Here is a 26222-nt window from a genome sequence, read left to right on the forward strand (position 1 = left end):
ACCCTTCATGACCGATACCAAAGTCAGCATCTTTGACCAGGATTTGCCCCAGACCCCCGCCAACCACGCACCGATCTCGCCGCTGAGTTTCATTGAACGCACCGCCGAGGTGTACCCCAAGCGCCTGGCCATCGTGCACGGCGATTTGCGCCAGGACTGGGCCACCACCTACCGCCGCTGCCGCCAATTGGCCAGTGCGCTGGCGCATGCTGGCATTGGCAAGAACGACACGGTGGCCGTGATGCTGCCCAACACACCGCCCATGGTGGAGGCGCACTTTGGCATCCCCATGGTCGGGGCGGTGCTCAACGCGCTCAATACCCGGCTGGACCCGGAAACCGTGGCCTTCATGCTCGACCATGGCGAGGCCAAGGCCGTGATCGTGGACCCGGAGTTTTCGGGCGTGATGAAAAAAGCCCTGGCGCTGCGCCAGTCCACGCGGCCTTTGCTGGCGATCGATGTGGAAGATGCGCTGTACACCGTGGCCAGCGAAAAGCTTGGCGCGGTCACATACGAAGCTTTTGTGGCCAGCGGCGACGCTGACTTTGCCTGGAGCCTGCCCGGCAACGAGTGGGATGCGATTGCGCTGAACTACACCAGCGGCACCACCGGCAACCCCAAGGGCGTGGTCTACCACCACCGGGGGGCGGCCACCAATGCGATCTCGAACATCCTGGAGTGGGACATGCCCAAGCACGCCGCTTATTTGTGGACGTTGCCCATGTTCCATTGCAATGGCTGGTGTTTCCCGTGGACCGTGGCGGCGCGTGCGGGGGTGAACGTGTGTTTGCGCAAGGTGGACGCGCAGGCGATTTTCGACGCGATGCGCGACCATGGCGTCACGCACTACTGCGGCGCACCCATCGTGCACGGCTTGCTGGTCAATGCCCCGGCCGCCATGAAGGCAGGCGTGCCCGCCGGCATCAAGGCCATGGTGGCGGGCGCAGCGCCCCCGGCCTCAATGATCGAAGGCATGGAGCAGATGGGTTTTGACCTGACCCATGTGTATGGCCTGACCGAGGTGTATGGTCCGGCCACCGTGTGCCCCAAACACCCCGAATGGGATGCCATGGACATTGGCGATCGGGCCCGCCTGAATGCCCGCCAGGGCGTGCGCTATCATTTACAGCGCGATGTGCGCGTGTTGGATCCTGAAACCATGCAGCCCGTGCCGCAAGACGGCGAGACCATGGGCGAGATCATGTTCAAGGGCAACATCACCATGAAGGGTTACCTCAAAAATCCCAAGGCCACGCAAGAGGCTTTTGCGGGTGGCTGGTTCCACAGTGGCGATTTGGCGGTGCAGTACCCCGACGGCTACATCAAGATCAAGGACCGCAGCAAGGACATCATCATCTCGGGCGGCGAGAACATCTCCTCGATTGAGGTGGAAGATGTGCTGTACCGCCACCCCGCCGTGCTGGCCGCGGCGGTGGTGGCCAAACCCGATGCGCGCTGGGGCGAGACACCTTGCGCCTTTGTGGAACTGAAGGTGGGTGCGCAGGTCACAGCCGAAGACATCGTGGCCCACTGCAAGCAGCATCTGGCGGGCTTCAAGGTGCCGCGTGCGGTGGTGTTTGGCGAATTGCCCAAGACCAGCACAGGCAAGATCCAGAAGTTTGAATTGCGCAAGCAAGCTGGTTCGGCGGCTGCGATAGACGTCTGACGGAACTGGGTGCCAAGGATCAGGGCAGCAGTTTTTCAGTCAGCCCACCTTATGACAAAGCCCACCGCGAGGTGGCCTTTGTCATGGACGCCTAGCAGGGATCAGACCCTGAAAGACAGCGCTGTGCGCGGGTTCAGGCTTTGCTTTTCTTTTTGGATTTTTTGCTTTTCTTGCCTGTTTTTTTAGCTGCTTTTTTCTTGGCTGGCGCTTCGGCTTTGGGTGCGGCAGCTGGGCTGGGCGTTGGCGCAACAGCCGGGGGGACGGTCACGGCAGGTGCTGCAGCAGGTGCAGGCGCAGGAGTTGGTGCGGCCGTCTGGGCCATGGCAGTGGCAGCCAACAGGCTGACGAGGAGTGTAGTGGTGGACTTGATCATGCGTAACCGTTGGATAAATCGATGAAATAGAAGCCTTTGCATTATGAAATGCGGATATCCCTTTTTTGGCAGGGCCTTTCAAATTTTTTATGCGATGTCGAAGGCGTGCGTACCAAAGCGGCCCGCGCGTTGGTCGGCAAAATAGTGTTCCAGCGTTTCCTTGACGGTGCGGAAAGCCAACTCGTCCCAGGGAATCTCGTCTTCCCTGAACAAGCGCGCTTCCATGGTTTCGTGGCCGGGATCGAAAACGTCACTGGTCAGGCGGGCGCGGTAGTACAGGTGCACTTGGCCGACGCGGGGCACGCTCATCACGGTGAACAGGTCTTCCATGATGAACTGGGCACCGGCCTCCTCGGTGGTCTCGCGGGCCGCGCCTTGCGCTGTGGATTCGCCCAGCTCCATGAAGCCTGCGGGCAAGGTCCATTTGCCTTTGCGCGGCTCGATGTTGCGTTTGCACAGCAGCACCAGATCGCCCCAGTGGGGCACGGTGCCCACCACGTTCAGCGGGTTTTCATAGTGCACTGTGTGGCACGCGGTGCAAATGGCGCGCAACTTGGTGTCGCCATCGTCCGGCAAACGGTAAGCCACCGAAGCGCCGCACTGGCGGCAATGTCGAATGGCTTCTCGTGTGTGCATGGTCAAGCAAATATTTTCAAAGCCACGAGTGTAATGCTCGGGAAGAAAACAATCGCCGTGATGCGCAGAAGGTCAGAGATGAGGAAGGGAATGACGTATTTGAAAGTCTCTTTCATCGGCACGTCTTTGGCCATGTTGCTGATGATGAAGACGTTCATACCCACGGGCGGTGTGATCAGACCGATCTCGACCACCATCAAGGCCAGAATACCGAACCAAATCGCTTTGGACTCGTTGTCCAGCCCCCAAATGTCGATGCCCATGATGATGGGGAAGAACATGGGCACGGTCAGCAGGATCATCGACAAGCTGTCCATGATGCAGCCCAGCACCAGGTAGATGGCAATGATGGTGAAGACCACCATCAAGGGGTGCAGGTTCAGACCCACCACCCATTTGGCCAGTTCGGTGTTGACTTGGGTCAGCGCCAAAAACACGTTCAGCACATCGGCGCCCAGCAAGATCAGAAAGATCATGCCTGTGGCTCCTGCAGCGCCGTACATGCACTCCAGAAAGCCTTTGCCCTTGAGTCCACCCGATGTCCAAGCCACGAATCCTGTGGCGATGGTGCCGATGGAGGCCGCTTCGGTGGGGGTGAACAGGCCACCGTAAATACCGCCAATCACCACAGCGAAGATCAACAGCACAGGCCAGGTTTCGGCCAAGGCTTGGAGGCGCTGCCCCCAGGTGAAGCGGTCACCTCGGGGGGCTTCTTGCGGCCGTACACGGGCGATGATGCCAATCACCACCATGTAGCCGATGGCCGCGATGATGCCGGGGATGAAAGCCGCCAAAAACAACTTGGCGATGTTTTGTTCGGTGATGATGGCGTAAATGACCAGAGGCACCGACGGCGGGATCAGGATACCCAAGGTGCCGCCAGCGGCGATCACCGCCGTCGACAGGCGCGGCGAGTAGTTGTGCGCCTTCAACTCGGGCAAAGCCACTTGGCCCATGGTGGCCGCCGTGGCCAATGAGGAGCCGCAGATGGCACCAAAACCAGCACATGAGGTGACGGCAGCCATGGCCATGCCGCCACGCCAGTGGCCGATCATGGCGTTGCCGGCCTTGAACAGCGCTTTGGACAAACCGCCGTGCGTGGCAAATTGGCCCATCAACAAAAACAGCGGAACCACCGAGAGGTCATAAACCGAAAAACGGGTGTAGGCCGCTGATTTGAAGTAGTTGAGCAATGGATCGAGGCCCGACAAGGCCACATAGCCCGCTGAGCCGGCCAAGAGCATGGCCACGCCAATGTGCAGGCGCAAGGCCAGCAGGACAATCAGGCCAAAGAAAACAAGGCTGCCGAGTTCAATGCCGGTCATGACAGGATCTTTCTGAGGTCATCGCCAGCGACATACAGCGCCGTGATGCAAAGCAATGCAAACGAGGGAACCATGGGTGCATAGCTCCACCATGTCGGGATATCCAGCAGCATGGACGCTTCCATGGAAGCTTTGAGTTCCCCCAGGCCTTTCCAGATGCGCCAGGTGATCACGCCAGCAAAAAAGGCCAAGATCAAATTGGCCAACAAGTCCAGCAAGGCATTGAGTTTGGGGCTGGCGTGGGCCGTGAAAAAGTCCACGATCACATGACCGCGAATCCAATGGGTATAAGGCAGGCTCATGCTGACAGCAATGGCGCAAAAGGCTTGCACCAATTCGTAGTCACCCACGATGGGGCTGCTGAAAAAGGTGCGGCCCACAATGCTGGCAATCGACATGATGGCCATGGCCGTCAGGACGAGACCCGAACAGATGGCAAAAAATTTGCAAATCGTTTCGATGATCCTGCCTGCAGGGCCTCGGGATTGGGAGGTGTCGGTGAGGATGAGTTCGGCCACGGGCTTTCCTTGCGTTGCTTCAATCTTCGAGCTTCTGAGGGCGAAAAAAGGGCGGAGAAACTCCGCCCTTTTTTGGCTCAGGGGGCTGATTACTTGGTGTACTGCTTGATCAAGGCGGTGGCACTGTCGAGCATGGCTTTGCCATCCATGCCTTTGGCCGTCATTTCCTTGACCCAGGCATCATCCAGCGAGTCGGTGGCTTTTTTCCAGTTTTCCAATTCAGCCTTGGGGATCACACTGATTTTCTGGTTTTTGGCGTCCACGAAGGCTTGCTTGCTGGGGACGTCCTGTCCCGCTTGGGTCTTGCCCAGGAAAGCCGAGAACTCACGACCGGAGTTCTTGTCGATCACGGCCTTCAGGTCGGCAGGCAGGGATTCGTACTTGGCCTTGTTCATGGGCACCACAAACACGGTGGTGTACAGGGCGTTGTAGGAGCGGTCGGTTTCGGCCGTGAAGTTGGTCAGCTCTTGCACTTTGAGGCCAGGAGCGACTTCGTAAGGGATCACCGCACCATCGATCACGCCTTTGGACAGGGCTTCTGTCACTTGCGGCACAGGCATGGCCACAGGGGTAGCACCCATCATGGCGATCATTTTGTTGACCTGACGGGTCGGGGCGCGCACTTTCAGGCCTTTCAGATCGGCCATGGTGGTGACGGCTTTGTTCTTGGTGTAAATGTTGCCTGGACCGTGGACGTGGACGGCCAACATCTTGACGTCTTTCATGTCGTCAGCAGCAAACTTTTGTGCGTAGTCCCAAGCTGCGCGGCTGGTGGCTTCAGCGTTGGTCATCATGAACGGCAACTCGAACACTTCCAGCTTTTGCAGCTTGGCGGTGTAAGCCTGCAAGGTCCAGGCCACATCCACCACGCCATCGCGTGTTTGATCAAACAGCTGAACAGGTGTGCCGCCCAGTTGCATGGCCGGGAAGATCTGGCATTGCAGGCGGTTGTTGGAATCTTTGGCGATGTTTTTGCACCAGTCACCGAGCATGGTGGTGTGCTGGATGGACTGTGGGCCCAGGAAGTGGTGCACTTTCAGGGTGATGGTTTGGGCGTTCACCCCAAAACTAATGGCCATCAGGCCTGCGGCCAGAGCCGTTTGTTGCAGGAATTTCTTCATCGACTTGTCTCCATCATGGTTTGAAAATCGGGATGATAAACCAACCAGTTGGTCGGTTAATCGCAGTGAATGGGGGCATGGGCAGACGCATCCGACCAAACCTCTGTAAAACATGAATTATGTTGCAAGTATTGGCTTGATGGATCAGGGTAAACCCTTTTGATTGGCTGCTGTGTGCACTTTCGTTCATTGTTGGGTCAAGCCAGCAGCTGGCCAGGCGGCCAGTTCTGCTGGCTGATGCCTCAACGAATTTGGACTTGCAAGCTGACCAGGCCCGCCACCTGGCCGACCAAGGTATCGCCTGCCACCACGGCGGCCACGCCTTCGGGGGTACCGGTGTAAATCAAGTCGCCAGGCTGCAACTCCCAGGCGGCCGACAGGTGCTCGATGGTTTCAGCCACGCTCCAGATGAGTTTGGCCACGTTGCTGCGTTGGCGGTCTGCGCCGTTGACCTGCAGGCTGATCTCAGCGTGGTTCACGTCACCGGCTTGCGCTTTTGGGGTGATGGGGCCGATGGGGGCCGAGTGGTCGAAGGCTTTGCCAATGCACCATGGGCGGCCTTGTTTTTTCATTTCGTTTTGCAGGTCGCGGCGCGTCATGTCCAGACCCACGGCGTAGCCATAAATGTGCTCGGCCGCATCGGCCGCCCGGATGTTGCGACCACCTTTGCCAATCGCCACCACCAGCTCGATCTCATGGTGCAGGTTTTGCGTCAGGCTGGGGTAGGGCATGGAGCCCGTCTGGCCGGCTTCGACCACCACCAGGCTGTCCGCAGGCTTGAGAAAAAAGAAGGGCGGCTCACGTCCGGTGAAGCCCATTTCCTTGGCGTGCTCTTCGTAGTTGCGGCCCACGCAGTAGATGCGGTGGACCGGAAAACGGCTGGTCTGGCCGAGGACGGGCACAGAAACGGTGGGTGTTGGGGGGAACAGAAAACTCATGCGTGACTTTCTAAAGTGAGAGAGGGCTGTGCAAGTTGCGCGGGGCGATGCCCGCACAAATGCCAATACAAATGCCAACAGAGGCTCTTGGCGCAGGCTAAAAACTTGCTAAGCGCGCTTACTATAGGAGGCTGAGCCAGGACAGTGACTGGTGATAACCCTGTATTGGATGGAGAGACCTGCAAATGACCCACAGCTTTGATTTGGCCGCCGCGCCGGGGCACTTGATCCGGCGGGCGCACCAGATTTCCGTGGCGATCTTCAATGAGCACCTGAGCGCGGCCGATGTCACCCCGGTTCAGTTCGCGATTCTCAATGCCTTGCACGACACGCCGGGGGTGGATCAAATCACTTTGGCCAAGCATGTGGCTTTCGATCCGGCCACGTCGGGCTCGGTGATTGGCCGCCTGGAGAGCAAGGGTTGGGTCGAGCGGCGCGCCGATGAGGTCGACCGTCGGCGCAAGTTGCTGGTGTTGACCCCTCAGGGACTGCGGGCGCTGGCAGGCATGCAGTCGGCTGTGGCCGCGGTTCAATCGACGATCTTGTCGCCGCTCGCACCGACAGAGCAGGTGCAGTTCATGCAGCTGCTCAGCCGCTTGGTGGCTGGGCACGAGGCGGCCTGAGCGCAGACGATCGCGCGGGCCGATCGGCTTTAGGCCGATTTGACCGTCAGCTCGAAGTGCTCTACATGCGGAGGGGCTGCAAAAAATGGCCCGACGATGGCACGCCATTCGGTGAACAGGGGCGATTGACGGAAGCCCACGGTGTGGTCTTCGAGGGTGTCCCAGAAGATTTGCAGCACATAGCGCTCCGGGCTTTCGATGCCGCGGTTGACTTTGCCGCCTTGAAAGCCCTTGGCCTTGCAAGCCACGGTGTTCAGACCGAGCTCAATGGCTTTTTCAAATGCGGCTTGCTGGCCTGGGTGGATGCGGATGTCGGCAAGTTCGAGGATCATGTTGCGGGGGTGTTCAAAGTGAGCGAAGCCTCTACCTTAATGCATCTGGTCCCTCTGGGGTGTCAACCGTGAGGCACGCCAGACCATGGCCGTGAAGAGGACCGACACCAAGGCCAGGGCGGCGGTGCTGGTCATCCAGAAAGTGTCTACGCTGGCCCGCATGGGCCAAGCTGCCCAGTCGATGCCTTGGTAGGCCAGCACGTAGCCGCCATACAAGCCCACGCCCCACAGCAGGGCGGTGTAAATCAGCAAGGGCATCAGGGTGATGCGGTAGCAGCGCAGCAGGTAAGCGCAAACGGCTTGCACGGCATCGGCCAGGTGGTACAGCGCAACCCAGCCCAGCCAAGCCGTGGCCGCTTGCACCACGCTGGGGTCGGTGCTGAACGCCTGGGCCACCGCTTCGCGGCCCCAAAACAAGATGCCCGCCCCCAGCAAGGCGGCACCGACGGCCAAGCCAATGCCCAGACCTGCTGCGTGTCGGGCTTTGCGCGCTTGCCCGGCACCGAGCCAATAGCCTGTGCGTGCGCTGCTGGCAATGCCCAGGGCCAGCGGCACCATGTACAAAACAGCGGCCAGACTGGCCGCGATCTGGTGACTGGCCAAGGCTACGGCACCCAGACGTGCAATGAACAGGGCCATCAAAGTGAATGAGGTCACCTCGACCATGATGGCCAAACCCGCAGGCACACCCAAGGCCAGAAAGCGCCGGATCACAGGCCAGTCGGGTTTTTCGGGCCGTCGCCACAAGCGGTAGGGCTGGTAGATGTCTTGTGTGCGCAAGAGCCACAGACCGGCCAGCATCATCAGCGTGTTGACCGCCAGGGTGGCCCAGGCGCAACCCACCACGCCCATGCCGGATCCACCTGCGACGCCAAAGGTCAAGGCATACGACAGCGGCACTTTGACCAGCAGGGCACCCGCCTGTAACCAGGTCACCAAGCGGGGGTGCCCCAAACTCTGGTTGAGCGTGCTGTACATGCGGAACAGCAGGGAAGGAAGCAAGGCCAGCGCCAGGATGCGCAAATACGCACGCACATCGGGCCAGAGCGCTTCGGGGACCTCGGTGGCCGACAGCCACAGGTCTGGAAACCACAGGCCGCAGATGCCCAGCATGCCGGCTGCACCAGCGATGTAAAGCGCCTGCCTGACCGAGCGGCCCATTTCGGCTTGACGACCTCCGCCGTGCAGTTCGGCCCATACCGGCAGCAAGGCTTGCAGCAAACCGTTGAGCGCCACATAAATGCTGATGTAAATGGACGAGGCCAAAGACAGGACCGCCAGCGCCTGTGGGCTGTAGCGGCCCGCAATCAGGGTGTCGGCAATGCCGAAGGACATGACAGCCAGCTGCCCCACCAGCACGGTGCCTGCGTGGCGGGCAATGGTGCGCAGCTCGGACACGGCTCAGCGCCCCGGTACGTCAGCAGGCGCAGCCATGGCTTTGGCGGGACGGAAAATCACCAAAGTCTCGTCTTTGTCCGTGGGCCGCTTGATGGCCGTTTCTTCCACCCAGCCCAAAGACTGGATTTTGGCCGACAGCAAGGACCGGTTGACGCCGTCCATGATCAGCCAGGGGCAGTCGCTTTGGGGTGCTTGCATGGGCATGAGCCGGGCTTGCGCGTGGTGCATCAGGGCTGCGCCTTGCGCCTTGCTGAGGCCGGCGTATTGCAGGCAGCCGCCAGTGCCCGTGATGCGGCTGATTTTGGTGACCAGCGGGGCATAGCTGCGGGCGTAGTCGAGCAGGGGCAACCACAGGCTGGTTAGCAAGAGCCAGCACAGCGCGGCACCACTGGCGGGCAACACCAGGCTTTTCCAGATGGCGGCGCGGTGGTAGCCGGTGCGCCAGCGCACCAGCGCGCCCCAAGCCACGGTGGCGGCCAGTGCCAAGGCGAATGCCCCAACAGAAAACTCGGGCACGAATTCCGGCGCCAGGCGGGCCACATTGGCCGCGGGTTTGGCGGGTGTGCCGGTTTGCATGGCCACCCAGACCACCCAGATGATGAGCGCACAGACACTGAAAAACAGCAGCGTGAACCAGTCGATCAGGGCGCCCAGGCTGCGGCGCAACGTGGGCAACGCCAGAGCGGCCAAGGTGGCAATGGCGGGCAGCGAGGTCAAAAGTGCCCGGTCAGACAAGCCCGTGAACCAGGTGGCCCCCACCGTCACGATCACGAACCACAGCGGCAAACCCAGGTGCGGGTAGCGCCAGCCTCGAGAGAGTTGCCCTCGCCAGCGCCACAGCGCCCACAGAGCCAGAGGCCACGCCGGCCAAGTGAACCACACCATCAATTTGGCCAGCACATGGACATCGACCATGGTGTGGGGCACCACGCGCCAGCGCCACAGATCGAGTGCACCTGCAGTCGTGATGCACAGCAAGGCAATGAGCGCCATCAGGCCAACGTCCAGCATGGTCAAGCGGCGCTGAGCCGGGTCCGGCTGGGCGGTCGCGCAAATGAGCGAACCACCCATACCCAGCCAAAGGGCCAGGCTCGGGGCGCCCGACAGCGTCAGACCCAGCATGCCGGCAGCCACCGCCGCAGCGCTTTGGATGCGGTGGCGGGTCCAGGTGGACAGGCCAAAAAACACCAGTGCCGCAAAGCACAGCTGGCTCAGCGCAGGCGTGGTTTCGTGCGACAGCCGTGCCAAGCCCAGGCAAGCCAACAGCGCCAGCAAGCCGCCGTCGGCCATGGCCCGTGCGTAGTCCGCTGGCTTGGCTTCACCGCCAAATGCAAAAGCCACGGGTTGCGCGGCGGGGTGGCGGGTCAGTGCATAAACCGCGTACCAGGTGGAGGCCAACGTGATGCTCAACATCCCGATGAAGGGCAGACGGGCAAAAGCGGCTTCAAAACCTGCGGGTGCCCATTGGATGAAAACAGCACCCAGCCAATAAGGCAGCAAAGCCAGCTGGGCATCGGTGGTGCCCAGCAAAGTGGGCTGGAGCCAGGAGGCCGCGCCGCCCAGGCCGGCATCTGCCAATTGCAGCATGTAGCCAAAGGCTTCGATGTCTTGGGCTTTCCAGGGCGTGCGGCCCCAAAAGCCAGGAAGGACATAGGCCGCGCACAACAAAAGCAAGGCCAGCCGGGGCAGTCTGCGCACGGCGCTTTGTGCAACGATGGCGGGAGTGGGGTGGTTCACAGGATCAGAAGATATCAGTTTGGAGCGGCGTGTCGCGTGCGGCCAGGCGCAGTCCCATGCAAAAAGGGCAGGCCGGTTGCCCGGGCTGCCCTTTGGAAGACACCAAACGGTGAATTATTTGGCGACGGTGGTCTTGCCAAAGCGGTTGCGGAACTTCTCCACGCGGCCACCCATGTTGTCCACCGACTTTTGTGTGCCGGTGTAGAAGGGGTGCGACTCGCTGGTCGTGTCCAGCTTGTACAGAGGCAACTCGCGGCCGTCTTCCATGGTGATCATTTCCTTGGTGTTCGCGCAGGAGCGTGTCACGAACTTGAAACCATTGGACATGTCCTGGAAGCAAATTTCACGGTAGTTGGGGTGAATGCCGTCTTTCATGGGGAAATCCTTTTATTTTCGCTACGGTAGCCACTCTGCAGCCTATCTGAGAGCACTTTCCGCAAAACCTGACGATTATAGGGCATCAGCCGCCGCGTCGCATCATGTCGAAGAACTCTGAGTTGTTCTTGGTCGCTTTCATGCTCTTCAAGACCATCTCCATCGCCTCGATTTCGTCCATGTTGTACATGAATTGACGCAAGATGCGGGTTTTTTGCAGCACTTCGGGCTGGAGCAGCAACTCTTCGCGGCGGGTGCCGCTGCGGTTCAAGTTGATGGCTGGGAACACGCGCTTTTCGTACAGGCGGCGCTCCAAGTGAATCTCGCAGTTGCCGGTGCCTTTGAACTCTTCAAAGATCACCTCGTCCATGCGGCTGCCAGTGTCCACCAGGGCCGTGGCGATGATGGTGAGGCTGCCGCCTTCTTCCACATTGCGGGCCGCACCAAAGAAGCGCTTGGGGCGCTGCAGGGCGTTGGCGTCCACACCGCCCGACAGCACCTTGCCCGAGGAAGGCACCACGTTGTTGTAGGCGCGGGCCAGGCGGGTGATCGAGTCCAGCAGGATCACCACGTCTTTTTTCAGCTCGACCAGGCGCTTGGCGCGCTCGATCACCATCTCGGCCACGTGCACGTGGCGAGAAGCGGGCTCGTCAAAGGTGGACGAAATGACTTCGCCGCGCACGCTGCGCTGCATCTCGGTCACTTCTTCCGGGCGCTCGTCGACCAGCAACACCATCAGGTGCACATCGGGGTAGTTGGCGGTGATGGCGTGGGCGATCTGCTGCATCATCACCGTCTTGCCCGACTTGGGCTGCGCCACGATCAGGGCGCGCTGGCCGCGGCCGAGCGGGGCGATGATGTCGATCACGCGGGCGGTGATGTTCTCGTCGCCCTTGATGTCACGCTCCAGACGCATCTGCTCTTTGGGGAACAAAGGCGTCAGGTTTTCAAACATGACCTTGTGTTTGTTGTTCTCGGGCAGGTCGTCGTTGACCTTGTCAAGTTTGGTCAAAGCGAAGTAACGCTCGCCGTCTTTGGGGATGCGCACCTCGCCTTCGATCATGTCACCCGTGTGCAGATTGAAGCGGCGCACCTGGCTGGGGCTGATGTAGATGTCATCGGTGCTGGCGGTGTAGCTCGAATCCGGGCTGCGCAAAAAGCCGAAACCGTCGGGCAGGATCTCCAGCACGCCATCGGCGAAGACCTGTTCGCCCGCTTTGGCGCGCTTTTTGATGATGGCAAACATCAGCTCCTGTTTGCGCATGCGACCCGTGTTCTCGATTTCGAGCGCGTCGGCTTGCTTCAGGAGTTCGGACACATGAAGTGCCTTGAGTTCATTCAAATGCATGGGAGTTGGCCTGTGTCGAAGCGGACCGTAGAGGGCCGTTTTCAGATAAGCGGGTGGAAATGTTCAGAACCGGAGGCCGCCCGGGGTTGGGGGCTGGTACTGCCGGCATTCAAGGCGCTGATCCCTGTTCGGGTTGCCTTGTGGAAATTATGACAGGTTTTAAAGTGCGTCAGAAAACAAAAAACCGGGTCATCGCTGCCCGGTTTGGAAAAGCGGAGCCCGAAGAACTCGGGCCGCGAGCCGGCATCAAGCCAGTTGTTGGTCGATGAAGGCGGTCAGTTGTGACTTGCTCATGGCACCCACTTTGGTGGCGGCCAGTTGACCACCTTTGAAGATCATCAGGGTGGGGATGCCACGGATGCCGAACTTGGCGGGGATGTCGCGGTTGTCGTCCACGTTCATCTTGGTGATCTGGAGCTTGCCTTCGTAAGCGCCAGCCACTTCGTCGAGGATGGGGGCAATCATTTTGCAGGGGCCGCACCATTCGGCCCAGAAGTCGACCACGACAGGCTGGCTCGACTGGAGCACGTCGGCTTCGAAAGTGGCGTCGGTAATGTGTTTGATCAGATCGCTGGCCATGGCCTATTCCTTGTGAACATTGAAGATGCGGCTAAAGTTGCAGCTATTTTGACAGAATCCAAAGGCATTCACCTGTCGCACAGGCTTTGCCAACACGCCCCTCCATGACATTTCCTGCTGCGCTTGCTCACCCATCCCCTGCTCCTGTGCTGGAGGTCGATGTGGCCATTGTGGGTGGAGGGCCTGCAGGCTTGATGGCGGCGGAGGTCTTGTCTCAAGCCGGCGTATCGGTTCACCTGTTCGACGCCATGCCGTCAGTGGGGCGCAAATTTTTGTTGGCGGGCAAAGGCGGTTTGAACCTGACGCATTCAGAGCCCATGCCGCCCTTTCGCAGCCGTTACGGGTCCCGTCAAGCCGAAGTGGCCCAGTGGCTAGACCACATGGATGCCGAGGCCGTCAGGCGCTGGGCCCAGGGCCTGGGCGTGGAGACCTTTGTGGGCAGCTCGGGCCGGGTATTTCCGCTTGAGATGAAGGCAGCCCCTTTGCTGCGCGCCTGGTTGCAGCGTCTGCGGCATCCTGACTCGGGCGTGCCGGTGCAGTTTCACATGCGACACCGCTGGCAAGGCTGGGATGGGGACATTCTGGCTTTTGAGCCGACGGGCACTTCGGGTGTGACACGGGTGCGTGCCCGCGCCACCTTGCTGGCTTTGGGCGGGGCCAGTTGGCCCCGATTGGGGTCGGATGGCGCTTGGGTGCCCTTGTTGGCCGATCAGGGGGTGGAGGTGGCACCGCTTGCGCCTGCCAATTGCGGCTTTGACGTTTGGGGGCGTGAGGGGACGGGCTGGACCGAGCATTTCCGCAGCCGCTACGCTGGGCACCCCCTCAAGTCGGTGGTGTTGCGGGTGGAAGCCGCTTCAGGGCTGGGCCACGCACCGGACGCGCCTCCCAGATTTGAGCGGCAGGGTGAATTGGTGGTCACCGACACAGGCGTGGAAGGCAGTCTGATTTATGCCGCATCGGCCCTGCTGCGCGACGACTTGGCCCAGGGCGCTGCCCGCTTGATGCTCGATTTGCTGCCCGACAAAAGTCAGGAGCAGGTGCGTGCCGAGGTGTGCCGACCACGCGGCAGCCGCAGCTTGTCCAGCCACCTCAAAAGCCGTTTGGGACTCGATGGGGTCAAGATGGGCTTGATCTATGAGCTGTGCACGCCCGAGTGCCTGGCCCAGCCGGAGGCCTTGGCGCGGAGTCTGAAGAATTTGTCCATCCCGCTCAAAAGACCCAGGCCTGTGGCCGAAGCGATCAGCACTGCAGGGGGGGTGACTTGGGCGTCCATGACACCGGGCGGCATGTTGAAGCAGCGCCCGGGTGTGTACTGCGCTGGAGAAATGCTGGACTGGGAAGCGCCCACAGGGGGCTATCTGCTCACCGCCTGTTTGGCCAGTGGATGGTCTGCTGGACAGGCTATTTTGACAAATTTGTAACAAATTTACACAAGTGGTGTATGCCTGCGGGCCACATGCTGCGTTGTTAGCGTGTGAATAACTTTATCCATCACGAGGTCGACATGACGCCAGAAGCTTCCCAGGAATACCAGCGTGCCGTAGAAGAGGCCGCGAACGCTTTCATGAAAGTGATGGCGTTGCGTGGGTTCAACGTTCGCGACTATCCGCAAAATTTTGTGGCGCAAATGGCCCAGCAAACCCGTTTGGCTTTTGAAATCAATCCCCGCGGTGCCCACCGCAACGCCGACAGCCTGGTCTCCGAATTGCTGCGGGCTGTCCCGGCTGCTCCCCAACTCGTGGCATCCACCAAAGTCAAAGCCATGCCTTTTCCTGCGCTGCGTCGGCGCATGGCCTGAGTGTTGTCATGGCGCATTGGGCCTGACGCGCTATTTTTCGCGCGGGGGGTCCTGGAACCCAAGCCCGAGGCATCGCATTCACCCCTCCTCAGGGGTTTTCTTCCCAAAATTCGCCTGCGTAACGGCTGCCTTGGGCGGCGCGCACGTTTTCTTGGGCGCGCAGATCGACCCGGCGAATCTTGCCCGAAATGGTCTTGGGCAGGTCGCTGAACTCGATGCGGCGCACCAGTTTGTAGCCTGAGACCCGCTCTCGCATGAACTTGAAAATGCCCCTCGCCGTGTCCGCACTCGGCGCATGGCCCGGGGCCAGAATCACATAGGCCTTGGGCACCAGGCCGCGCACCGGATCGGGGGCGGGCACCACCGCCGCTTCGGCCACAGCCGGGTGTTCGATCAACGCGCTCTCCAGCTCGAAAGGGCTGATGCGGTAGCCCGAAGACTTGAACACATCGTCGGCCCGGCCCACATAGGTGATGTAACCCTGTTCGTCGCGCTGGCCCACATCGCCTGTGTGGTAGTAACCATCGCGCATGGCCTCGGCGGTTTTGTCGGCGTCGTCGGCATAGCCGTTCATCAGCGCCGTGGGGCGGTGCGCCAGGTCAATGCAAATTTCACCTTCGTCGGCGGGTTCGCCATCGGCATTGAGCAGCACCATCCGGTAGCCCGGCAAAGGCCGCCCCATCGAGCCCGCTTTGAGCGGCGCACCTGGCGGGTTGCCAATTTGGGCGGTGGTCTCGGTCTGGCCATAACCGTCGCGGATGGTGATGCCCCAGGCTGCGCGCACCTGCTCGATGACCTCGGGGTTGAGCGGCTCGCCCGCCGAAATCAGCTCGCGCAACTGCACGGGCCAGTCCTTGAGGTCCTCTTGAATCAGCATGCGCCACACCGTTGGCGGCGCGCACAAGGTGTTGACCCGGTGCTGCACCAAGGTGCCCAAAATGTCCGGCCCGTTGAAGCGCGCGTAGTTGTAAATGAACACACAGGCCTGCGCATTGAGCGGGGCGAAAAAACAGCTCCAGGCGTGTTTGGCCCAGCCCGGCGAGCTGATGGTCCAGTGCACATCGCCTTTTTGCAGGCCCAACCAATACAAGGTGGACAAATGCCCCACCGGGTAGCTTTGCTGAGTGTGCTGCACCAGCTTGGGCTTGGCCGTGGTGCCCGAGGTGAAGTACTCCAGCAAAGGATCGGTCACCCGGGTGGGCTCGGGTGGGGTGAAGGCGGTGCTGGCCTGGTGAGACAGCGCGTAATCGCGCCAGCCCGCAGGCAGGCCCGAGGCAGCGCCCGACACGCTCACCAGCGTCAGCCCGCTCGTCACGGCGCTGGGCAAATCTATCACTTTGGCCATGCCCCCGGCGTTGGTGATGATGCACTTGACCCGTCCGCGCTCTAGGCGGTCTTGCAAATCGTCGCCTGAGACTAGCGTGGTGGCAGGGATCAGCACCACGCCCAGTTTGATTGCGGCCAGCATGGTCTCCCACAGCGGCACCTCGTTGCCCATCATCAGCAAAATCCGGTCGCCCTTGCGCGCACCCAGGGCCACCAGCCAATTGGCCACCTGGTTGGAGCGCTGCGACAGCTCGGCATAGCTCAGGCGAAACTGCTCGCCCGAGGCTTCAACGATGTGCAAAGCCGGGGCCGGGTTGTCGCGCGCGATGTGGTCAAAGTAGTCCAGCCCCCAATTGAAATGTGTCAACTCAGGCCAGCGAAACGCCGCCAAGGCGGCTTCGTAGTCGGTGCGGTGGGTCAGCAAGGCATTGCGGCTGGCCAAAAATTGTTCTAGTTCGCTCATGGGCTCCTCGGCGGGGGTAGGTGTCTAGACCGTCTCGTCAAGGCAGTTTAGCGACTGCACAGGGGTCTGCGCATGGGGACTTGCCTAGGTGGAAACAGGTCAACCAGGCATCCCGAAAGCTTGGTGAGTTCTTGAAATAATGTTGAATTGGAGCATCCAGCCCCCAGCGGAGGATTTATGAATTTTGCAATGACCAAGTGGGCTATCAAGCGGTGCAGCGTTGGCTTTTTCTGCTTTTTCTCTTTGGCTGGGGCAGGCGAAGTGCACACGCGTCCCGATGGCCCGGATGCTGAGCGTTTGGGGATGAAACAAGGCTATCCGGTTTGCGCCCAGGCGCTGACCCGGCCTGAGTGCCGTGTGGGGACATGGTCTGCCAATGAAAAAGTTGCCGCCAGTTCTTTGGTGAGCCCCTCTGACGACCCCATGCCCTTGCCGCGCTGGCAAGACGCACCAGCCATCAGCTACCGGTGGGGGTTTTCCAGCAAGACGCTGGACGACTTCATGGCCGATACCAAAACCACGGGTCTGATGGTCATCAAGGATGGCCGTGTGGTGGCCGAACGGTATCAATATGGCCGACAGCCCGACATGCGATTTCGTTCTTTTTCGATGGCCAAGACCTTCACGGCCATGCTGGTGGGCATTGCGCACGGGAAAGGGCTGATTCGCTCACTGGACGACAAAGCGGCCGACTATTGGCCCGAAATCGCCCCTTCCGCTTATGGACAAACCACCATCCGCAATTTGTTGCGCATGTCCTCGGGCGTGCCCTTCCGAGAGCTGTACACATGGACGCCAGACGATGATATCTGGCTTTGGGGACGGGTTTTGTTTTTGCCTGAAAACCGCAATCGGCCAGAAAAAATCGCGGAATACCTCAATACCAAAACCACCCGCGAGGTGGAGCAAGGCCAGCGTTTCAAGTACGCCACGATCGAGACGGAAATACTGGGCCGGGTTTTGAGTCGCGCCGCTGGCATGAGCATCACCCAGATCACCCAGGAATGGCTCTGGAAACCCATGGGCGCGGAGACTGAGGCGCGTTGGCTGCTGGCAGGCGCTGACCAAGGTGAGGGCACTGGCGGCAGCTTCAATGCCACGCTGCGTGACTACGCCCGATTCGGCGTGCTGTTGGCCAACGATGGCCTCAGGGGGTATGCGCAGATCATCCCCCGCGAATTCTTGCTGGATGCCACAGACGCGGCACGCCAACCTGCAGCATTTCGGCCTCGTCGCGCGACACCCGGCATGGGCTACGGCTACCAAACATGGATTGCGCCCTTCAAGGAGCGAACATTTGCGTTGCAAGGCATCCATGGGCAACACATCATGGTGCAGCCCAAATCGGGCATTGTGATGGTTCAGACCTCGGTCAATGACCAGCCCAGCGGGCGACAAGATGGCCGACCTTATCAAATTCGTGACGCATTGTGGATGGGGGTGCTCAAGAGTCTGGGCGGGGTCACCGACTGAGGCAACGCCCGCGAGGGAAAGGGTTCGCCAAATCGCTGAATTGGACCCATTGCGCGAAAAAGGTGACGAGCCTTGACCCCGGCACTGGATTCACAGTTAGGGCTGCTTGGTTCCCCACCTGACCCGGTTGGCCGCTTCACCATGCGGGAAGGCCCGTCAGGGTCGATTGTAGGCGAGCTGGTCGGTGCTTTTGGGGCGCTCCCTGTATTTTCCCGTTTCTCATGAGGTCGATCTGCCGGTTCATCGCCTGCTGGTGGCCTCGACGCGCTGTTGTGGTCTGGGGCGTCTCGCCAGCCCGATAGAATCAGTCCCCATGTCTTACCTCGTTCTCGCGCGCAAATACCGCCCTCGCAATTTCACCGAAATGGTGGGGCAGGAGCACGTGGTACAGGCTTTGACCAATGCCTTGGTGCAGCAGCGCCTGCACCATGCCTATTTGTTCACGGGTACCCGGGGTGTGGGCAAGACCACGGTCTCGCGCATTTTGGCCAAGTCGCTCAACTGCCAGGGCGCAGACGGGCAGGGCGGTATCACCGCCGAGCCCTGCGGCGTGTGCCAGGCTTGCCGCGACATCGACGCCGGGCGCTTTGTGGACTACACCGAACTCGACGCGGCCTCGAACCGGGGCGTGGACGAGGTGCAGAGCCTGCTTGAGCAGGCGGTCTACAAGCCCGTGCAAGGTCGCTTCAAGGTCTTCATGATCGACGAGGTGCACATGCTCACAAACACCGCGTTCAACGCGATGTTGAAGACCCTGGAAGAGCCCCCTGAATATTTGAAGTTTGTGCTGGCCACGACCGACCCGCAAAAGGTGCCGGTGACGGTGCTCTCGCGTTGCCTGCAGTTCAACCTGCGGCCCATGGCCCCCGAGACGGTGTTCGAGCACCTGACCCAGGTGCTGGCTGCCGAGCAGCTGAGCGCCGAGCCGCTGGCTTTGCGCCTGCTGGCCCGCGCCGCACGCGGCTCCATGCGCGACGCGCTGAGCCTGACCGACCAAGCCATTGCTTTTGGCAACGGCCAGCTGCAAGAAGCGGGTGTGCGCCAGATGCTGGGCAGTGTGGACCGCAGCCATGTGCTGCAACTCATTCGCGCCCTGGCCGAAGGCGACGGCGCCACCGTGGTCAACCAGGTCAATGCCTTGCGCCTGCAAGGCGTGTCGGCCGCGGCCACGCTGGAAGACATGGCCATGCTGCTGCAGCGCATGGCGGTGATGCAGATGGTGCCCGGCATGGCGCAAGACGGCGAAGACCCCGACACCCAGGGCTTGGCCGATTTGGCGTCTGCCATGCCCGCCGAAGAAACCCAGTTGCTCTACAGCCTGTGCCTGCACGGCCGCACCGAGCTGGGCCTGGCACCGGACGAGTACGCGGCACTGACCATGGTGCTGCTGCGCCTGCTGGCCTTCCAACCCCAGGCGGGAACGGCGGAAAAAAAAAGCCCGCTGACCAGCCCTCGGGCCCAGATTGAGACCACGGCCGCGCCCTCGGCCGCCCCCGTAACAGCTTCTTCAGCGGCCCCAGCCACTGCGGCCTCATCCTCGGCAACCGTGACCCCGCCGGGCCACAGCACGCAGCCCCTTCGTTCCGGGCAGGCCGCACACGTTGGGACAAAACCTGCGCCTATGGCGCTGGATACCCCACCACCCGCCGCCCCAGCGCCCAAGGCCGAGCCTGTATCAGAGCCCCCGGCTGCGCAGCCTGCAGCCGTGGCCAGCGATGAGCCGCCGCCATGGGAGGATTGGCCTGACACGACCGACGACGCCGAGCAAGACGCCTTGGCTTCCGTCCCGTTGGATGCATCGCTCCCGCAGGCCCCATCCGCGCCAGCATTGCGGGCTTTGCCTGTGCGTGAAGCGCCCGAGCCCTCGGCACGCCTGGACATGCCCCGCGCCGCTGCACCAGCGACCGTCCAGGCCACGCCCGAAGGCGATGTCTGGCTGGAAGTGGTGCAGGGCCTGCTCGAGCAGGAGAGCATCACCGCGCTGGTGCGCGAGCTGGCTTTGCAGTCGCAGCTGCTCGGCCACGACGGTGCGCAGTGGCAGCTGCGCGTGGAGCGCGAGACGCTGAACCACGCCGCCAGCCGGGAGCGCTTGCAGGCCGCTTTGCTGGCGGCAGGCCACGGTGATGTGAAGCTGCACATCGAGGTGGGTCCTGTCACCGACAGCCCCGCGCGCCGCTTCGCGGTGAAAGCCGCCGAAAAAATGCTGGCTGCGCAAGAGCTCATTCAGAACGATCCACTGGTCCAGGCCATGGTGCGAGACTTTGGCGCGAAAATCGTGCCCGGCAGCATCCAGCTGATTTGATTTCCAACATCTCTTTCACATCTCTTTTCTAAGGAAACACCATGTTCAACAAAGGACAACTCGCCGGCCTCATGAAGCAGGCCCAGGCCATGCAGGACAACCTGAAAAAAGCCCAGGAAGAATTGGCCTTTGTCGAGGTGGAAGGCCAGTCCGGCTCCGGCATGGTCAAGGTGTTGATGACCTGCAAGCACAACGTGCGCCGTGTGACCATCGACCCCAGCTTGCTGGCCGACGACAAGGACATGCTGGAAGACCTGGTGGCGGCCGCCTTCAACGACGCGGTGCGCATGGCCGAAGAGGTCTCGCAGCAAAAAATGGGCAAACTCACCGCTGGTTTGCCACCGGGCATGAAACTGCCTTTCTGAGCGTTTGACCATGGCCGACACCCACGCCCTTGCCACTTTGGTGCAAGCCCTCAAGGGCTTGCCGGGGGTGGGCATCAAGTCGGCCCAGCGCATGGCTTTTCAGCTGCTGCAAAACGACCGGGCCACGGCTCGGCAACTGGCGGCTGCTTTGCACCATGCGGTGGAAAAGATCCGCCATTGCGAGAGCTGCCACACCTTCACCGAGGCCGAGCTGTGTGACACCTGCCTCGATCCCATCCGTGACCGCACCGTCTTGTGCGTGATCGAAACCCCGGCCGACCAGTCGGCCATCGAGCGCACGGGCACTTACCGGGGTTTGTATTTCGTGCTCATGGGCAAGCTCAGCCCGCTCGACGGCATCGGCCCGCACGACATTGGCTTGGCCAAGCTCAAACAACGCGTGGCCGATGGCGTATTGACCGAGGTGATTTTGGCCACCAACTTCACCGCCGAGGGCGAGGCCACCGCGCACGTCATCTCGGAGATGATCCGCCAACAGGGCCTACGGGTCACGCGCTTGGCCCGGGGCGTGCCCGCAGGCAGCGAGCTGGAATACGTGGACCTGGGCACCATTGCCCACGCCCTGGTCGACCGGCGTTAGGGTTGGGGGCTTTGCGCCGGGGCGGTTGCTGAGTCTGTCCATGCAGGCCGCAGCAGGTGGCGTGAACTACCTGCAATCCATTACGTGAAAACCCGCTCGGGAACAATCCCGATGCGCTGTGCAGCGCTTGTCCCTATGCTGGGTGCATCGAATTTCCGATGGTCACAGGAGTCTGCTGGTGTCTGGCGTCAATGCGCGGCGACGACAACTCGTGCTCTCAGCGATGGGCGCCTGGGCAGGCACTTCTGCGTCCCATGCGGCCAACGAACCTGTGCGGGGTGCGCACCGGGTGACCATCGCCTTGGCGGCGCGGCAAAGCCTCTACCATTTGCCACTCACCCTGGCCGAGCAGTTGGGTTACTTCAAAAAGGCCGGGATTCAGGTCGAGTGGTCGGCCCACGAGTCCGGTGCCAAGGCCTTGGCCAGTGCCTTGCAAGGGCAGGCCGAGGTGGTGGCGGGTGCCTTTGACCATTTGTTTGTCTTGCAAAGCAAGGGCCTGAATTACCAAGCTTTTGTGCAAATGGGCCGAACACCTCAGGTCAGTCTGGGCGTGGCATCGCGGCTGGATCTGCCGTCCTTGCTGGCGCTCAAAGGGGCCCGCTTTGGCGTCACCGCGCTGGACTCCAGCACCTACTGGATGACTTGTCAGTGGCTGTTGCAAAACGGGCTGCTGCCCGAAGACGTGGTGTTTGTCGAAGTGGGCTCTTCTGCTGCGGTGGCCGATGCCTTGCGACAGGGCGCCATTGATGCTTTGTGCAACCCGGACCCGGTGATGTATGGCCTGGAGCAAAAGAATGACATCCGGGTGTTGGCGGAGGCGCGCACCCTCATGTCCACCCGCAAACTGATGGGCGGCCCGGTGCCCGGTGGGTGCTTGTTTGCCAAGACGGACTTTTTGCAGCGTCAGCCCGAGGTGGCCCAGGCTTTGAGCGATGGGGTGGTGCATGCCCTCAAATGGCTGCAAACGGCCGGCTTGACCGACATCCTGAAAACGGTGCCCCCCGTTCATTGGTTGGGCGATCGGGCCGTTTACCTGGGCGCATTCGAGAAGTTGCGCGAGTCTTATGCCCTGGACGGTTTGATTGCCGTAGACGCCGTCTCCAACGCCTGGCGTGCGCACACCCGCTTGCCCGGACGCCAGGGCAGCGCCCGGCTGGCTGTGGCGCAAACCTACACCAATGGGTTTGCGCAGAAGTCCAAAAATCGCTTCGCTGCCTGAGCGGCTGGGAGGCACGAGCAGCCTTCAGCGTTTGGCTTGAAGGGTTTTCTTCTGGGGTGCTGCAGAGGGCTTGGATTTGCCGGACTTGCCGGAGGGGGCCCGCGCGACGCGTCTGGAGGCTTGCGACGGCACGAGGATCGTCAGGGTGTCGCCTGCACTCACCCGTGCATTGACTTTGAGCTTGTTCCAGGCGGCGATGTTCGCTTCGGACACACCATGTCTTGCGGCCAGACTGGCCAGAGAGTCGCCTTTGCGGGCCTTGACCGCGATTCTTTTGAGCACCACCTCGGGCGCCAGACCGAGCTGACCGTTGTCGGCGAGGTGCTCTGTCACGTCGTTGTCCAGACGCCCTTTGCGGTGCACCAGCAAGGTCGAGCCTGCTGTGACCATCATCCGCGGGGGGATCCCGTTGACCGAACGCAGCTGGTCCACCGGCATGTCCAGCTGCTGGGCCACATCTTCGGGCCTCATGGTCCTGGGGGCTTGCCAGGCTGTCCAGGTGGCTAGGGGCTGGTTGGCGTGCGCTTGCAGGTTGCGCTCAAAAACCGTGGCGTTGTCCCAGGGCAGCAGGATTTGGGGCGTGCCCGCCGCCAAAATGACCGGCCGGTTCATCGAGGGGTTGAGTGCCTTGAAGTCCGCCAGGCTCACACCAGCGAGCTTCACGGCCACAGCCACGTCAATGTCGCGCTCGATCGGCACGCTCTTGAAGTAAGGGTGGTTCTGAATGAGCGGGAGCTGGGTGTTGAAGGCTTCGGGTTGGGCGATGATGTTTTTGACCGCCTGCAACTTGGGCACGTAATAGCGGGTTTCGTTGGGCATGGTCAAGTCGCTGTAGGTCAGCGGCTTGCCCTGGGCCTTGTTGCGGGCGAGTGCGCGGCTGACGCTGCCTTCGCCCCAGTTGTAGGCGGCCAGCGCCAGATGCCAGTCGCCAAACATGGCGTAGAGCTTTTGCAGGTAATCGAGCGCTGCGCGGGTCGATTCCAGCACGTCCCGACGGTCGTCCCTGAACAGGTTTTGCTTCAGGTCGAAGTACTTGCCGGTGGCTGGCATGAACTGCCACATGCCCGCCGCTTTGGCGCTGGACACCGCCTGCGGGTTGAAGGCCGACTCGATGAAGGGCAGCAAAGCCAACTCGGTGGGCATTTTGCGGCGCTCCAGCTCTTCCACCACATGGAACAGGTAGGGGCGTGAGCGCTCGGTCATGCGCAGCATGTAGTCGGGGCGGCTGGCATACCACTGCTCCCGGTTGCGCACCAGGTCGTTTTCGAGGTCCGGCATGGCAAAGCCGCGCCGAATGCGCTCCCAGACATCGGTGGGCGGCGTCAACCCCAGTTGACCTTGGGGTTTGAGTGTGACCGTGCTTTCAGCGGAGCTGGGCGTGACTTTGTCGGCCGCAGATCCGCTGGGGCTTGTGGAGGCGGCTGCCGTGGGTGCCGCCGCTTGGGGGGCTGGCAAGCCCGATGTGTTCGATGGTGCGGTGGCACAAGCGCCCAGCAGCAAGCTCAAGCCCATGCAGACGGCCATGTGCCAGTGCCTGAGGGTTGGGCGCTCTGGCACTGCCCGGGGGCAATGGCTGGCAAGTGAGTTCGTCAAAATTCGTTCTTCCATGAGCGCAGTGCGGCGAAGGTCGCGACATCGTCTTGCGCAGCGGCATCGCGCTGGCGCACGGCCTGGGCGACAGCGCTGCTGCGGCTGCGTAAAAAGGGGTTGATCGCGCGCTCGGTCGACAGCGGCACGGGCAGGGTGGCCAGGTTTTGTTGGCGCAGGGCGGTGCACGCCTGGGCGTATTCGCGCAGAGCGGGGTTGTCCGGGTCGACCGCCAGGGCAAATTTCAGGTTGGACAGGGTGTACTCGTGGGCGCAGCACACGCGCGTGTGGCCGGGCAGGGCGGCCAAACGGTCGAGCGAGTCGAGCATTTGGGCCGGCGTGCCTTCAAACAGACGTCCGCAGCCGCCCGAAAAAAGGGTGTCGCCGCAAAAAAGCAGCGGGTCTTGTCCGGCGGGCTGCGCCCAAAAAGCGATGTGACCCAGGGTGTGGCCCGGAACATCGTGGACTTCAAAACGCAGGCCGTGCCAGTCAAATTGGTCGCCTTGCTGCAGGCCACGGGCCTGCACGGGCATTTTTTCCAGGGCCGGGCCGACCACCTGCGCCCCCGTCTGGGCCACCAGATCGGCAACGCCGCCCGTGTGGTCCGCATGGTGGTGCGTGACTAAAATCAGGTCCAGCTGCAAGCCCGGATGCTGCCCCAACCAGGCCAGCACAGGCGCACTGTCCCCGGGGTCCACCACCAGGGCATGGTGGTCGTCGTGCAACAACCAGATGTAGTTGTCTGAGAATGCGGGCAGTGCAATGAGTTTCATGGAGAGTCAGATTATAGAAAGCCAGCATTCAGGGGACGCCTGGTTGGCCCGTTTGGGTCAGCCGGTGGCGTCGCGCCTGCTGGCCTGGGAGCAGCAGCAGGCCGATGCCTTGCTGGCCGATGTGTTCGGTTACCACGCGGTGCAACTAGGCTGGCCCCAGCTGCAGGCCTTGCGCAGCAACCGCATGCCCCACCGCTGGATGGCCCGGGCCGAATTTGAGCCCCTCTTGCCCGAGTCTGAACCGGCCACACCCGGCGGGCCGCATGTGTGTCTGGACAGCCGGGCCTGGCCTTGGCCCGCCGACAGCCTGGACTTGGTGGTTTTGCCGCACGCGCTGGAGCGATCGGCCGACCCGCACGCCTGTTTGCGCGAAGTCGAGCGTGTCCTGATTCCCGAGGGGCAGGTGCTGATCACCGGGCTCAACCCCTGGAGCCTATGGGGTTGGCAGTCAATGCGACCGCACCGGGCCAGTGACTTGGGCACTGCACAGCCTGGCACCTTGATTGGCTACCGGCGTTTGCGCGATTGGCTGCGTTTGCTGGGTTTTGAGGTGCAGGTCAGCCGTTTTGGCGGATGGGCGCCTGCCCTGGGCAGCGAACGCTGGATGCAGCGGCTGCAGTGGATGGACAAGCTGGGCGAACGCTGGTGGCCGATTCTGGGCGGGGTCTACCTCATCATGGCCACCAAGCGGGTGCCCGGTGGCCGCCTGATTGAGGGACGCCGCTGGCGCACGGTACGATCGCCCGCTGCAGCGACGGCGCCAGTGGCCCGTTCAGATACCACCATGGGCCCAACCCGGGCCTCGAAAGATTTTGTTGACCCACGTTGAAATTCACACCGATGGCGCCTGCAAAGGCAATCCCGGACCCGGCGGCTGGGGCGTTCGCCTGCAGTCGGGCCAGCACGTTCAAGAGCTGTTTGGCGGCGAGCTGAACACCACCAACAACCGCATGGAGATGACCGCCGTCATCGAGGGCCTGCTGGCCTTGAAGCGCCCCTGCCAGGTCACGCTTTATCTGGACAGCGAGTACGTGCGCAAAGGCATCACCGAATGGATTCACGGCTGGAAAGCCCGCGGCTGGCGCACGGCCGCCAAACAGCCGGTCAAAAATGCTGATTTGTGGCAAAAACTGGACGCGGTGGTGTCCACTTCGGGACACCAGATCGAGTGGCGCTGGGTCAAGGGCCACAACGGCGATCCGGGCAACGAGCGGGCCGATGCACTGGCCAACCAGGGCGTGGAAAAAGCTTTGGGCCGCTGAAGGCGCTGGTTGTCCGGGCCTTTGCCTCGCGCTGAACCCTGGCCAGCTGCGCTCATAGGGTCTTGAACGGCCCCCTGCCTGACG

26 protein-coding genes and 1 other RNA gene are annotated in these 26222 nt (G+C 61.7%); 11 read left to right on the forward strand and 16 right to left on the reverse strand.

Going from position 1 to position 26222, the window contains the following annotated elements:
- Window positions 1–7: 7 nt before the first annotated feature.
- Window positions 8–1666: an acyl-CoA synthetase gene (locus B9Z34_RS09050; protein ID WP_108427798.1), complete on the forward strand. Its 1659-nt coding sequence runs from the start codon at window positions 8–10 to the stop codon at window positions 1664–1666.
- 133 nt (window positions 1667–1799) lie between these two features.
- On the opposite strand, the gene B9Z34_RS14470 is transcribed toward B9Z34_RS09050, so the two are convergent.
- From B9Z34_RS14470 to B9Z34_RS09080, 6 genes are all read right to left on the reverse strand, one after another.
- A complete protein-coding gene (locus B9Z34_RS14470; protein WP_146179629.1) occupies window positions 1800–2039 on the reverse strand; it encodes a hypothetical protein in 240 nt (79 codons plus the stop codon).
- Window positions 2040–2126: 87 nt separating this feature from the next.
- Window positions 2127–2675 (reverse strand): NUDIX hydrolase, encoded by a 549-nt coding sequence (locus B9Z34_RS09060; protein ID WP_108427800.1) that lies wholly within the window; start codon window positions 2673–2675, stop codon window positions 2127–2129.
- A 2-nt stretch (window positions 2676–2677) separates the two neighbouring features.
- On the reverse strand, window positions 2678–4000 hold the full coding sequence (locus B9Z34_RS09065; RefSeq protein ID WP_108427801.1) for a TRAP transporter large permease: 1323 nt from the start codon (window positions 3998–4000) through the stop codon (window positions 2678–2680).
- Window positions 3997–4518 (reverse strand): TRAP transporter small permease, encoded by a 522-nt coding sequence (locus tag B9Z34_RS09070; protein WP_108427802.1) that lies wholly within the window; start codon window positions 4516–4518, stop codon window positions 3997–3999. The genes B9Z34_RS09065 and B9Z34_RS09070 overlap by 4 nt, the downstream gene beginning before the upstream one ends.
- An 89-nt stretch (window positions 4519–4607) precedes the next feature.
- The gene (locus tag B9Z34_RS09075) at window positions 4608–5639 is read right to left on the reverse strand and encodes a TRAP transporter substrate-binding protein (RefSeq protein WP_108427803.1); all 1032 of its coding nucleotides are present in this window, start codon (window positions 5637–5639) and stop codon (window positions 4608–4610) included.
- A 242-nt stretch (window positions 5640–5881) separates the two neighbouring features.
- Complete coding sequence (locus B9Z34_RS09080; RefSeq protein ID WP_108427804.1) at window positions 5882–6577, reverse strand: fumarylacetoacetate hydrolase family protein; 696 nt, start codon at window positions 6575–6577, stop codon at window positions 5882–5884.
- A 185-nt stretch (window positions 6578–6762) separates the two neighbouring features.
- Between B9Z34_RS09080 and B9Z34_RS09085 the strand changes: the two genes are divergently transcribed.
- On the forward strand, window positions 6763–7200 hold the full coding sequence (locus B9Z34_RS09085; RefSeq protein WP_108427805.1) for a MarR family winged helix-turn-helix transcriptional regulator: 438 nt from the start codon (window positions 6763–6765) through the stop codon (window positions 7198–7200).
- 29 nt (window positions 7201–7229) lie between these two features.
- Here B9Z34_RS09085 and B9Z34_RS09090 read toward each other — a convergent pair whose 3' ends face one another.
- The 6 genes from B9Z34_RS09090 to trxA all read right to left on the reverse strand — a co-directional run bounded on the left by B9Z34_RS09090 (window position 7230) and on the right by trxA (window position 12969).
- Window positions 7230–7532 carry an antibiotic biosynthesis monooxygenase gene (locus tag B9Z34_RS09090; protein ID WP_108427806.1) on the reverse strand — a complete coding sequence of 101 codons (303 nt, stop codon included), beginning with the start codon at window positions 7530–7532 and terminating at the stop codon, window positions 7230–7232.
- A 36-nt stretch (window positions 7533–7568) separates the two neighbouring features.
- Complete coding sequence (locus B9Z34_RS09095) at window positions 7569–8930, reverse strand: MATE family efflux transporter (protein ID WP_108427807.1); 1362 nt, start codon at window positions 8928–8930, stop codon at window positions 7569–7571.
- 3 nt (window positions 8931–8933) lie between these two features.
- A complete protein-coding gene (locus B9Z34_RS09100; RefSeq protein WP_108427808.1) occupies window positions 8934–10667 on the reverse strand; it encodes a hypothetical protein in 1734 nt (577 codons plus the stop codon).
- 114 nt (window positions 10668–10781) lie between these two features.
- Entirely contained in the window at window positions 10782–11042 is a 261-nt protein-coding gene (locus B9Z34_RS09105; RefSeq protein ID WP_108427809.1) for a type B 50S ribosomal protein L31, read from the reverse strand.
- An 85-nt stretch (window positions 11043–11127) separates the two neighbouring features.
- The gene (rho, locus tag B9Z34_RS09110) at window positions 11128–12390 is read right to left on the reverse strand and encodes a transcription termination factor Rho (protein ID WP_108427810.1); all 1263 of its coding nucleotides are present in this window, start codon (window positions 12388–12390) and stop codon (window positions 11128–11130) included.
- Window positions 12391–12636: 246 nt separating this feature from the next.
- The gene (gene trxA / locus B9Z34_RS09115) at window positions 12637–12969 is read right to left on the reverse strand and encodes a thioredoxin TrxA (RefSeq protein WP_108427811.1); all 333 of its coding nucleotides are present in this window, start codon (window positions 12967–12969) and stop codon (window positions 12637–12639) included.
- A gap of 104 nt (window positions 12970–13073) precedes the next feature.
- On the opposite strand from trxA, the gene B9Z34_RS09120 reads away from it, so the two are divergent.
- Both B9Z34_RS09120 and B9Z34_RS09125 read left to right on the forward strand, forming a co-directional pair.
- Window positions 13074–14390 (forward strand): TIGR03862 family flavoprotein, encoded by a 1317-nt coding sequence (locus B9Z34_RS09120; RefSeq protein ID WP_108427812.1) that lies wholly within the window; start codon window positions 13074–13076, stop codon window positions 14388–14390.
- An 83-nt stretch (window positions 14391–14473) separates the two neighbouring features.
- The gene (locus B9Z34_RS09125; RefSeq protein ID WP_108427813.1) at window positions 14474–14767 is read left to right on the forward strand and encodes a hypothetical protein; all 294 of its coding nucleotides are present in this window, start codon (window positions 14474–14476) and stop codon (window positions 14765–14767) included.
- A gap of 88 nt (window positions 14768–14855) precedes the next feature.
- Here the strand turns inward: B9Z34_RS09125 and B9Z34_RS09130 are convergent, their stop codons facing one another.
- The gene (locus tag B9Z34_RS09130) at window positions 14856–16556 is read right to left on the reverse strand and encodes an AMP-binding protein (protein ID WP_108427814.1); all 1701 of its coding nucleotides are present in this window, start codon (window positions 16554–16556) and stop codon (window positions 14856–14858) included.
- A 303-nt stretch (window positions 16557–16859) separates the two neighbouring features.
- Here B9Z34_RS09130 and B9Z34_RS09135 point away from each other — a divergent pair, with 303 nt between their 5' ends.
- Window positions 16860–18029, forward strand: a complete 1170-nt coding sequence (locus B9Z34_RS09135; protein WP_158268708.1) for a serine hydrolase — start codon at window positions 16860–16862, stop codon at window positions 18027–18029.
- Between the two features lie 61 nt (window positions 18030–18090).
- On the opposite strand, the gene ffs is transcribed toward B9Z34_RS09135, so the two are convergent.
- An RNA gene (gene ffs / locus B9Z34_RS09140) (signal recognition particle sRNA small type) lies at window positions 18091–18187 on the reverse strand.
- A gap of 155 nt (window positions 18188–18342) precedes the next feature.
- Between ffs and dnaX the strand changes: the two genes are divergently transcribed.
- The 4 genes from dnaX to B9Z34_RS09160 all read left to right on the forward strand — a co-directional run bounded on the left by dnaX (window position 18343) and on the right by B9Z34_RS09160 (window position 22516).
- On the forward strand, window positions 18343–20331 hold the full coding sequence (gene dnaX, locus B9Z34_RS09145; protein ID WP_108427816.1) for a DNA polymerase III subunit gamma/tau: 1989 nt from the start codon (window positions 18343–18345) through the stop codon (window positions 20329–20331).
- A 41-nt stretch (window positions 20332–20372) separates the two neighbouring features.
- The gene (locus B9Z34_RS09150) at window positions 20373–20696 is read left to right on the forward strand and encodes a YbaB/EbfC family nucleoid-associated protein (protein ID WP_108427817.1); all 324 of its coding nucleotides are present in this window, start codon (window positions 20373–20375) and stop codon (window positions 20694–20696) included.
- Between the two features lie 10 nt (window positions 20697–20706).
- The gene (gene recR / locus B9Z34_RS09155) at window positions 20707–21297 is read left to right on the forward strand and encodes a recombination mediator RecR (RefSeq protein ID WP_108427818.1); all 591 of its coding nucleotides are present in this window, start codon (window positions 20707–20709) and stop codon (window positions 21295–21297) included.
- A 178-nt stretch (window positions 21298–21475) separates the two neighbouring features.
- Window positions 21476–22516, forward strand: coding sequence for an ABC transporter substrate-binding protein (locus B9Z34_RS09160; RefSeq protein WP_233249510.1), 1041 nt, complete (start codon window positions 21476–21478; stop codon window positions 22514–22516).
- Window positions 22517–22540: 24 nt separating this feature from the next.
- Here the strand turns inward: B9Z34_RS09160 and B9Z34_RS09165 are convergent, their stop codons facing one another.
- Window positions 22541–24040, reverse strand: coding sequence for a transglycosylase SLT domain-containing protein (locus B9Z34_RS09165; protein ID WP_233249511.1), 1500 nt, complete (start codon window positions 24038–24040; stop codon window positions 22541–22543).
- A 65-nt stretch (window positions 24041–24105) separates the two neighbouring features.
- Window positions 24106–24876, reverse strand: coding sequence for a hydroxyacylglutathione hydrolase (gene gloB, locus B9Z34_RS09170; RefSeq protein ID WP_108427821.1), 771 nt, complete (start codon window positions 24874–24876; stop codon window positions 24106–24108).
- On the opposite strand from gloB, the gene B9Z34_RS09175 reads away from it, so the two are divergent.
- Both B9Z34_RS09175 and rnhA read left to right on the forward strand, forming a co-directional pair.
- Window positions 24875–25705 (forward strand): class I SAM-dependent methyltransferase, encoded by an 831-nt coding sequence (locus B9Z34_RS09175; protein WP_108427822.1) that lies wholly within the window; start codon window positions 24875–24877, stop codon window positions 25703–25705. The genes gloB and B9Z34_RS09175 overlap by 2 nt on opposite strands.
- Complete coding sequence (gene rnhA / locus B9Z34_RS09180) at window positions 25692–26138, forward strand: ribonuclease HI (RefSeq protein ID WP_108427823.1); 447 nt, start codon at window positions 25692–25694, stop codon at window positions 26136–26138. The genes B9Z34_RS09175 and rnhA overlap by 14 nt, the downstream gene beginning before the upstream one ends.
- Window positions 26139–26222 lie beyond the last annotated feature (84 nt).

It is taken from the genome of Limnohabitans sp. Hippo3 (assembly GCF_003063665.1).
Taxonomy (GTDB): domain Bacteria; phylum Pseudomonadota; class Gammaproteobacteria; order Burkholderiales; family Burkholderiaceae_C; genus Limnohabitans_A.

Excerpts from the sequence above, each read along its gene's own strand:
- B9Z34_RS09050 (WP_108427798.1), top strand. The coding sequence starts at position 8 with ATGACCGATACCAAAGTCAGCATCTTTGACCAGGATTTGCCCCAGACC.
- B9Z34_RS14470 (WP_146179629.1), bottom strand. The coding sequence starts at position 2,039 with ATGATCAAGTCCACCACTACACTCCTCGTCAGCCTGTTGGCTGCCACT.
- B9Z34_RS09060 (WP_108427800.1), bottom strand. The coding sequence starts at position 2,675 with ATGCACACACGAGAAGCCATTCGACATTGCCGCCAGTGCGGCGCTTCG.
- B9Z34_RS09065 (WP_108427801.1), bottom strand. The coding sequence starts at position 4,000 with ATGACCGGCATTGAACTCGGCAGCCTTGTTTTCTTTGGCCTGATTGTC.
- B9Z34_RS09075 (WP_108427803.1), bottom strand. The coding sequence starts at position 5,639 with ATGAAGAAATTCCTGCAACAAACGGCTCTGGCCGCAGGCCTGATGGCC.
- B9Z34_RS09080 (WP_108427804.1), bottom strand. The coding sequence starts at position 6,577 with ATGAGTTTTCTGTTCCCCCCAACACCCACCGTTTCTGTGCCCGTCCTC.
- B9Z34_RS09085 (WP_108427805.1), top strand. The coding sequence starts at position 6,763 with ATGACCCACAGCTTTGATTTGGCCGCCGCGCCGGGGCACTTGATCCGG.
- B9Z34_RS09090 (WP_108427806.1), bottom strand. The coding sequence starts at position 7,532 with ATGATCCTCGAACTTGCCGACATCCGCATCCACCCAGGCCAGCAAGCC.
- B9Z34_RS09105 (WP_108427809.1), bottom strand. The coding sequence starts at position 11,042 with ATGAAAGACGGCATTCACCCCAACTACCGTGAAATTTGCTTCCAGGAC.
- rho (WP_108427810.1), bottom strand. The coding sequence starts at position 12,390 with ATGCATTTGAATGAACTCAAGGCACTTCATGTGTCCGAACTCCTGAAG.
- trxA (WP_108427811.1), bottom strand. The coding sequence starts at position 12,969 with ATGGCCAGCGATCTGATCAAACACATTACCGACGCCACTTTCGAAGCC.
- B9Z34_RS09120 (WP_108427812.1), top strand. The coding sequence starts at position 13,074 with ATGACATTTCCTGCTGCGCTTGCTCACCCATCCCCTGCTCCTGTGCTG.
- B9Z34_RS09125 (WP_108427813.1), top strand. The coding sequence starts at position 14,474 with ATGACGCCAGAAGCTTCCCAGGAATACCAGCGTGCCGTAGAAGAGGCC.
- B9Z34_RS09130 (WP_108427814.1), bottom strand. The coding sequence starts at position 16,556 with ATGAGCGAACTAGAACAATTTTTGGCCAGCCGCAATGCCTTGCTGACC.
- B9Z34_RS09135 (WP_158268708.1), top strand. The coding sequence starts at position 16,860 with ATGAAACAAGGCTATCCGGTTTGCGCCCAGGCGCTGACCCGGCCTGAG.
- dnaX (WP_108427816.1), top strand. The coding sequence starts at position 18,343 with ATGTCTTACCTCGTTCTCGCGCGCAAATACCGCCCTCGCAATTTCACC.
- B9Z34_RS09150 (WP_108427817.1), top strand. The coding sequence starts at position 20,373 with ATGTTCAACAAAGGACAACTCGCCGGCCTCATGAAGCAGGCCCAGGCC.
- recR (WP_108427818.1), top strand. The coding sequence starts at position 20,707 with ATGGCCGACACCCACGCCCTTGCCACTTTGGTGCAAGCCCTCAAGGGC.
- B9Z34_RS09165 (WP_233249511.1), bottom strand. The coding sequence starts at position 24,040 with ATGGCCGTCTGCATGGGCTTGAGCTTGCTGCTGGGCGCTTGTGCCACC.
- B9Z34_RS09175 (WP_108427822.1), top strand. The coding sequence starts at position 24,875 with ATGGAGAGTCAGATTATAGAAAGCCAGCATTCAGGGGACGCCTGGTTG.
- gloB (WP_108427821.1), bottom strand. The coding sequence starts at position 24,876 with ATGAAACTCATTGCACTGCCCGCATTCTCAGACAACTACATCTGGTTG.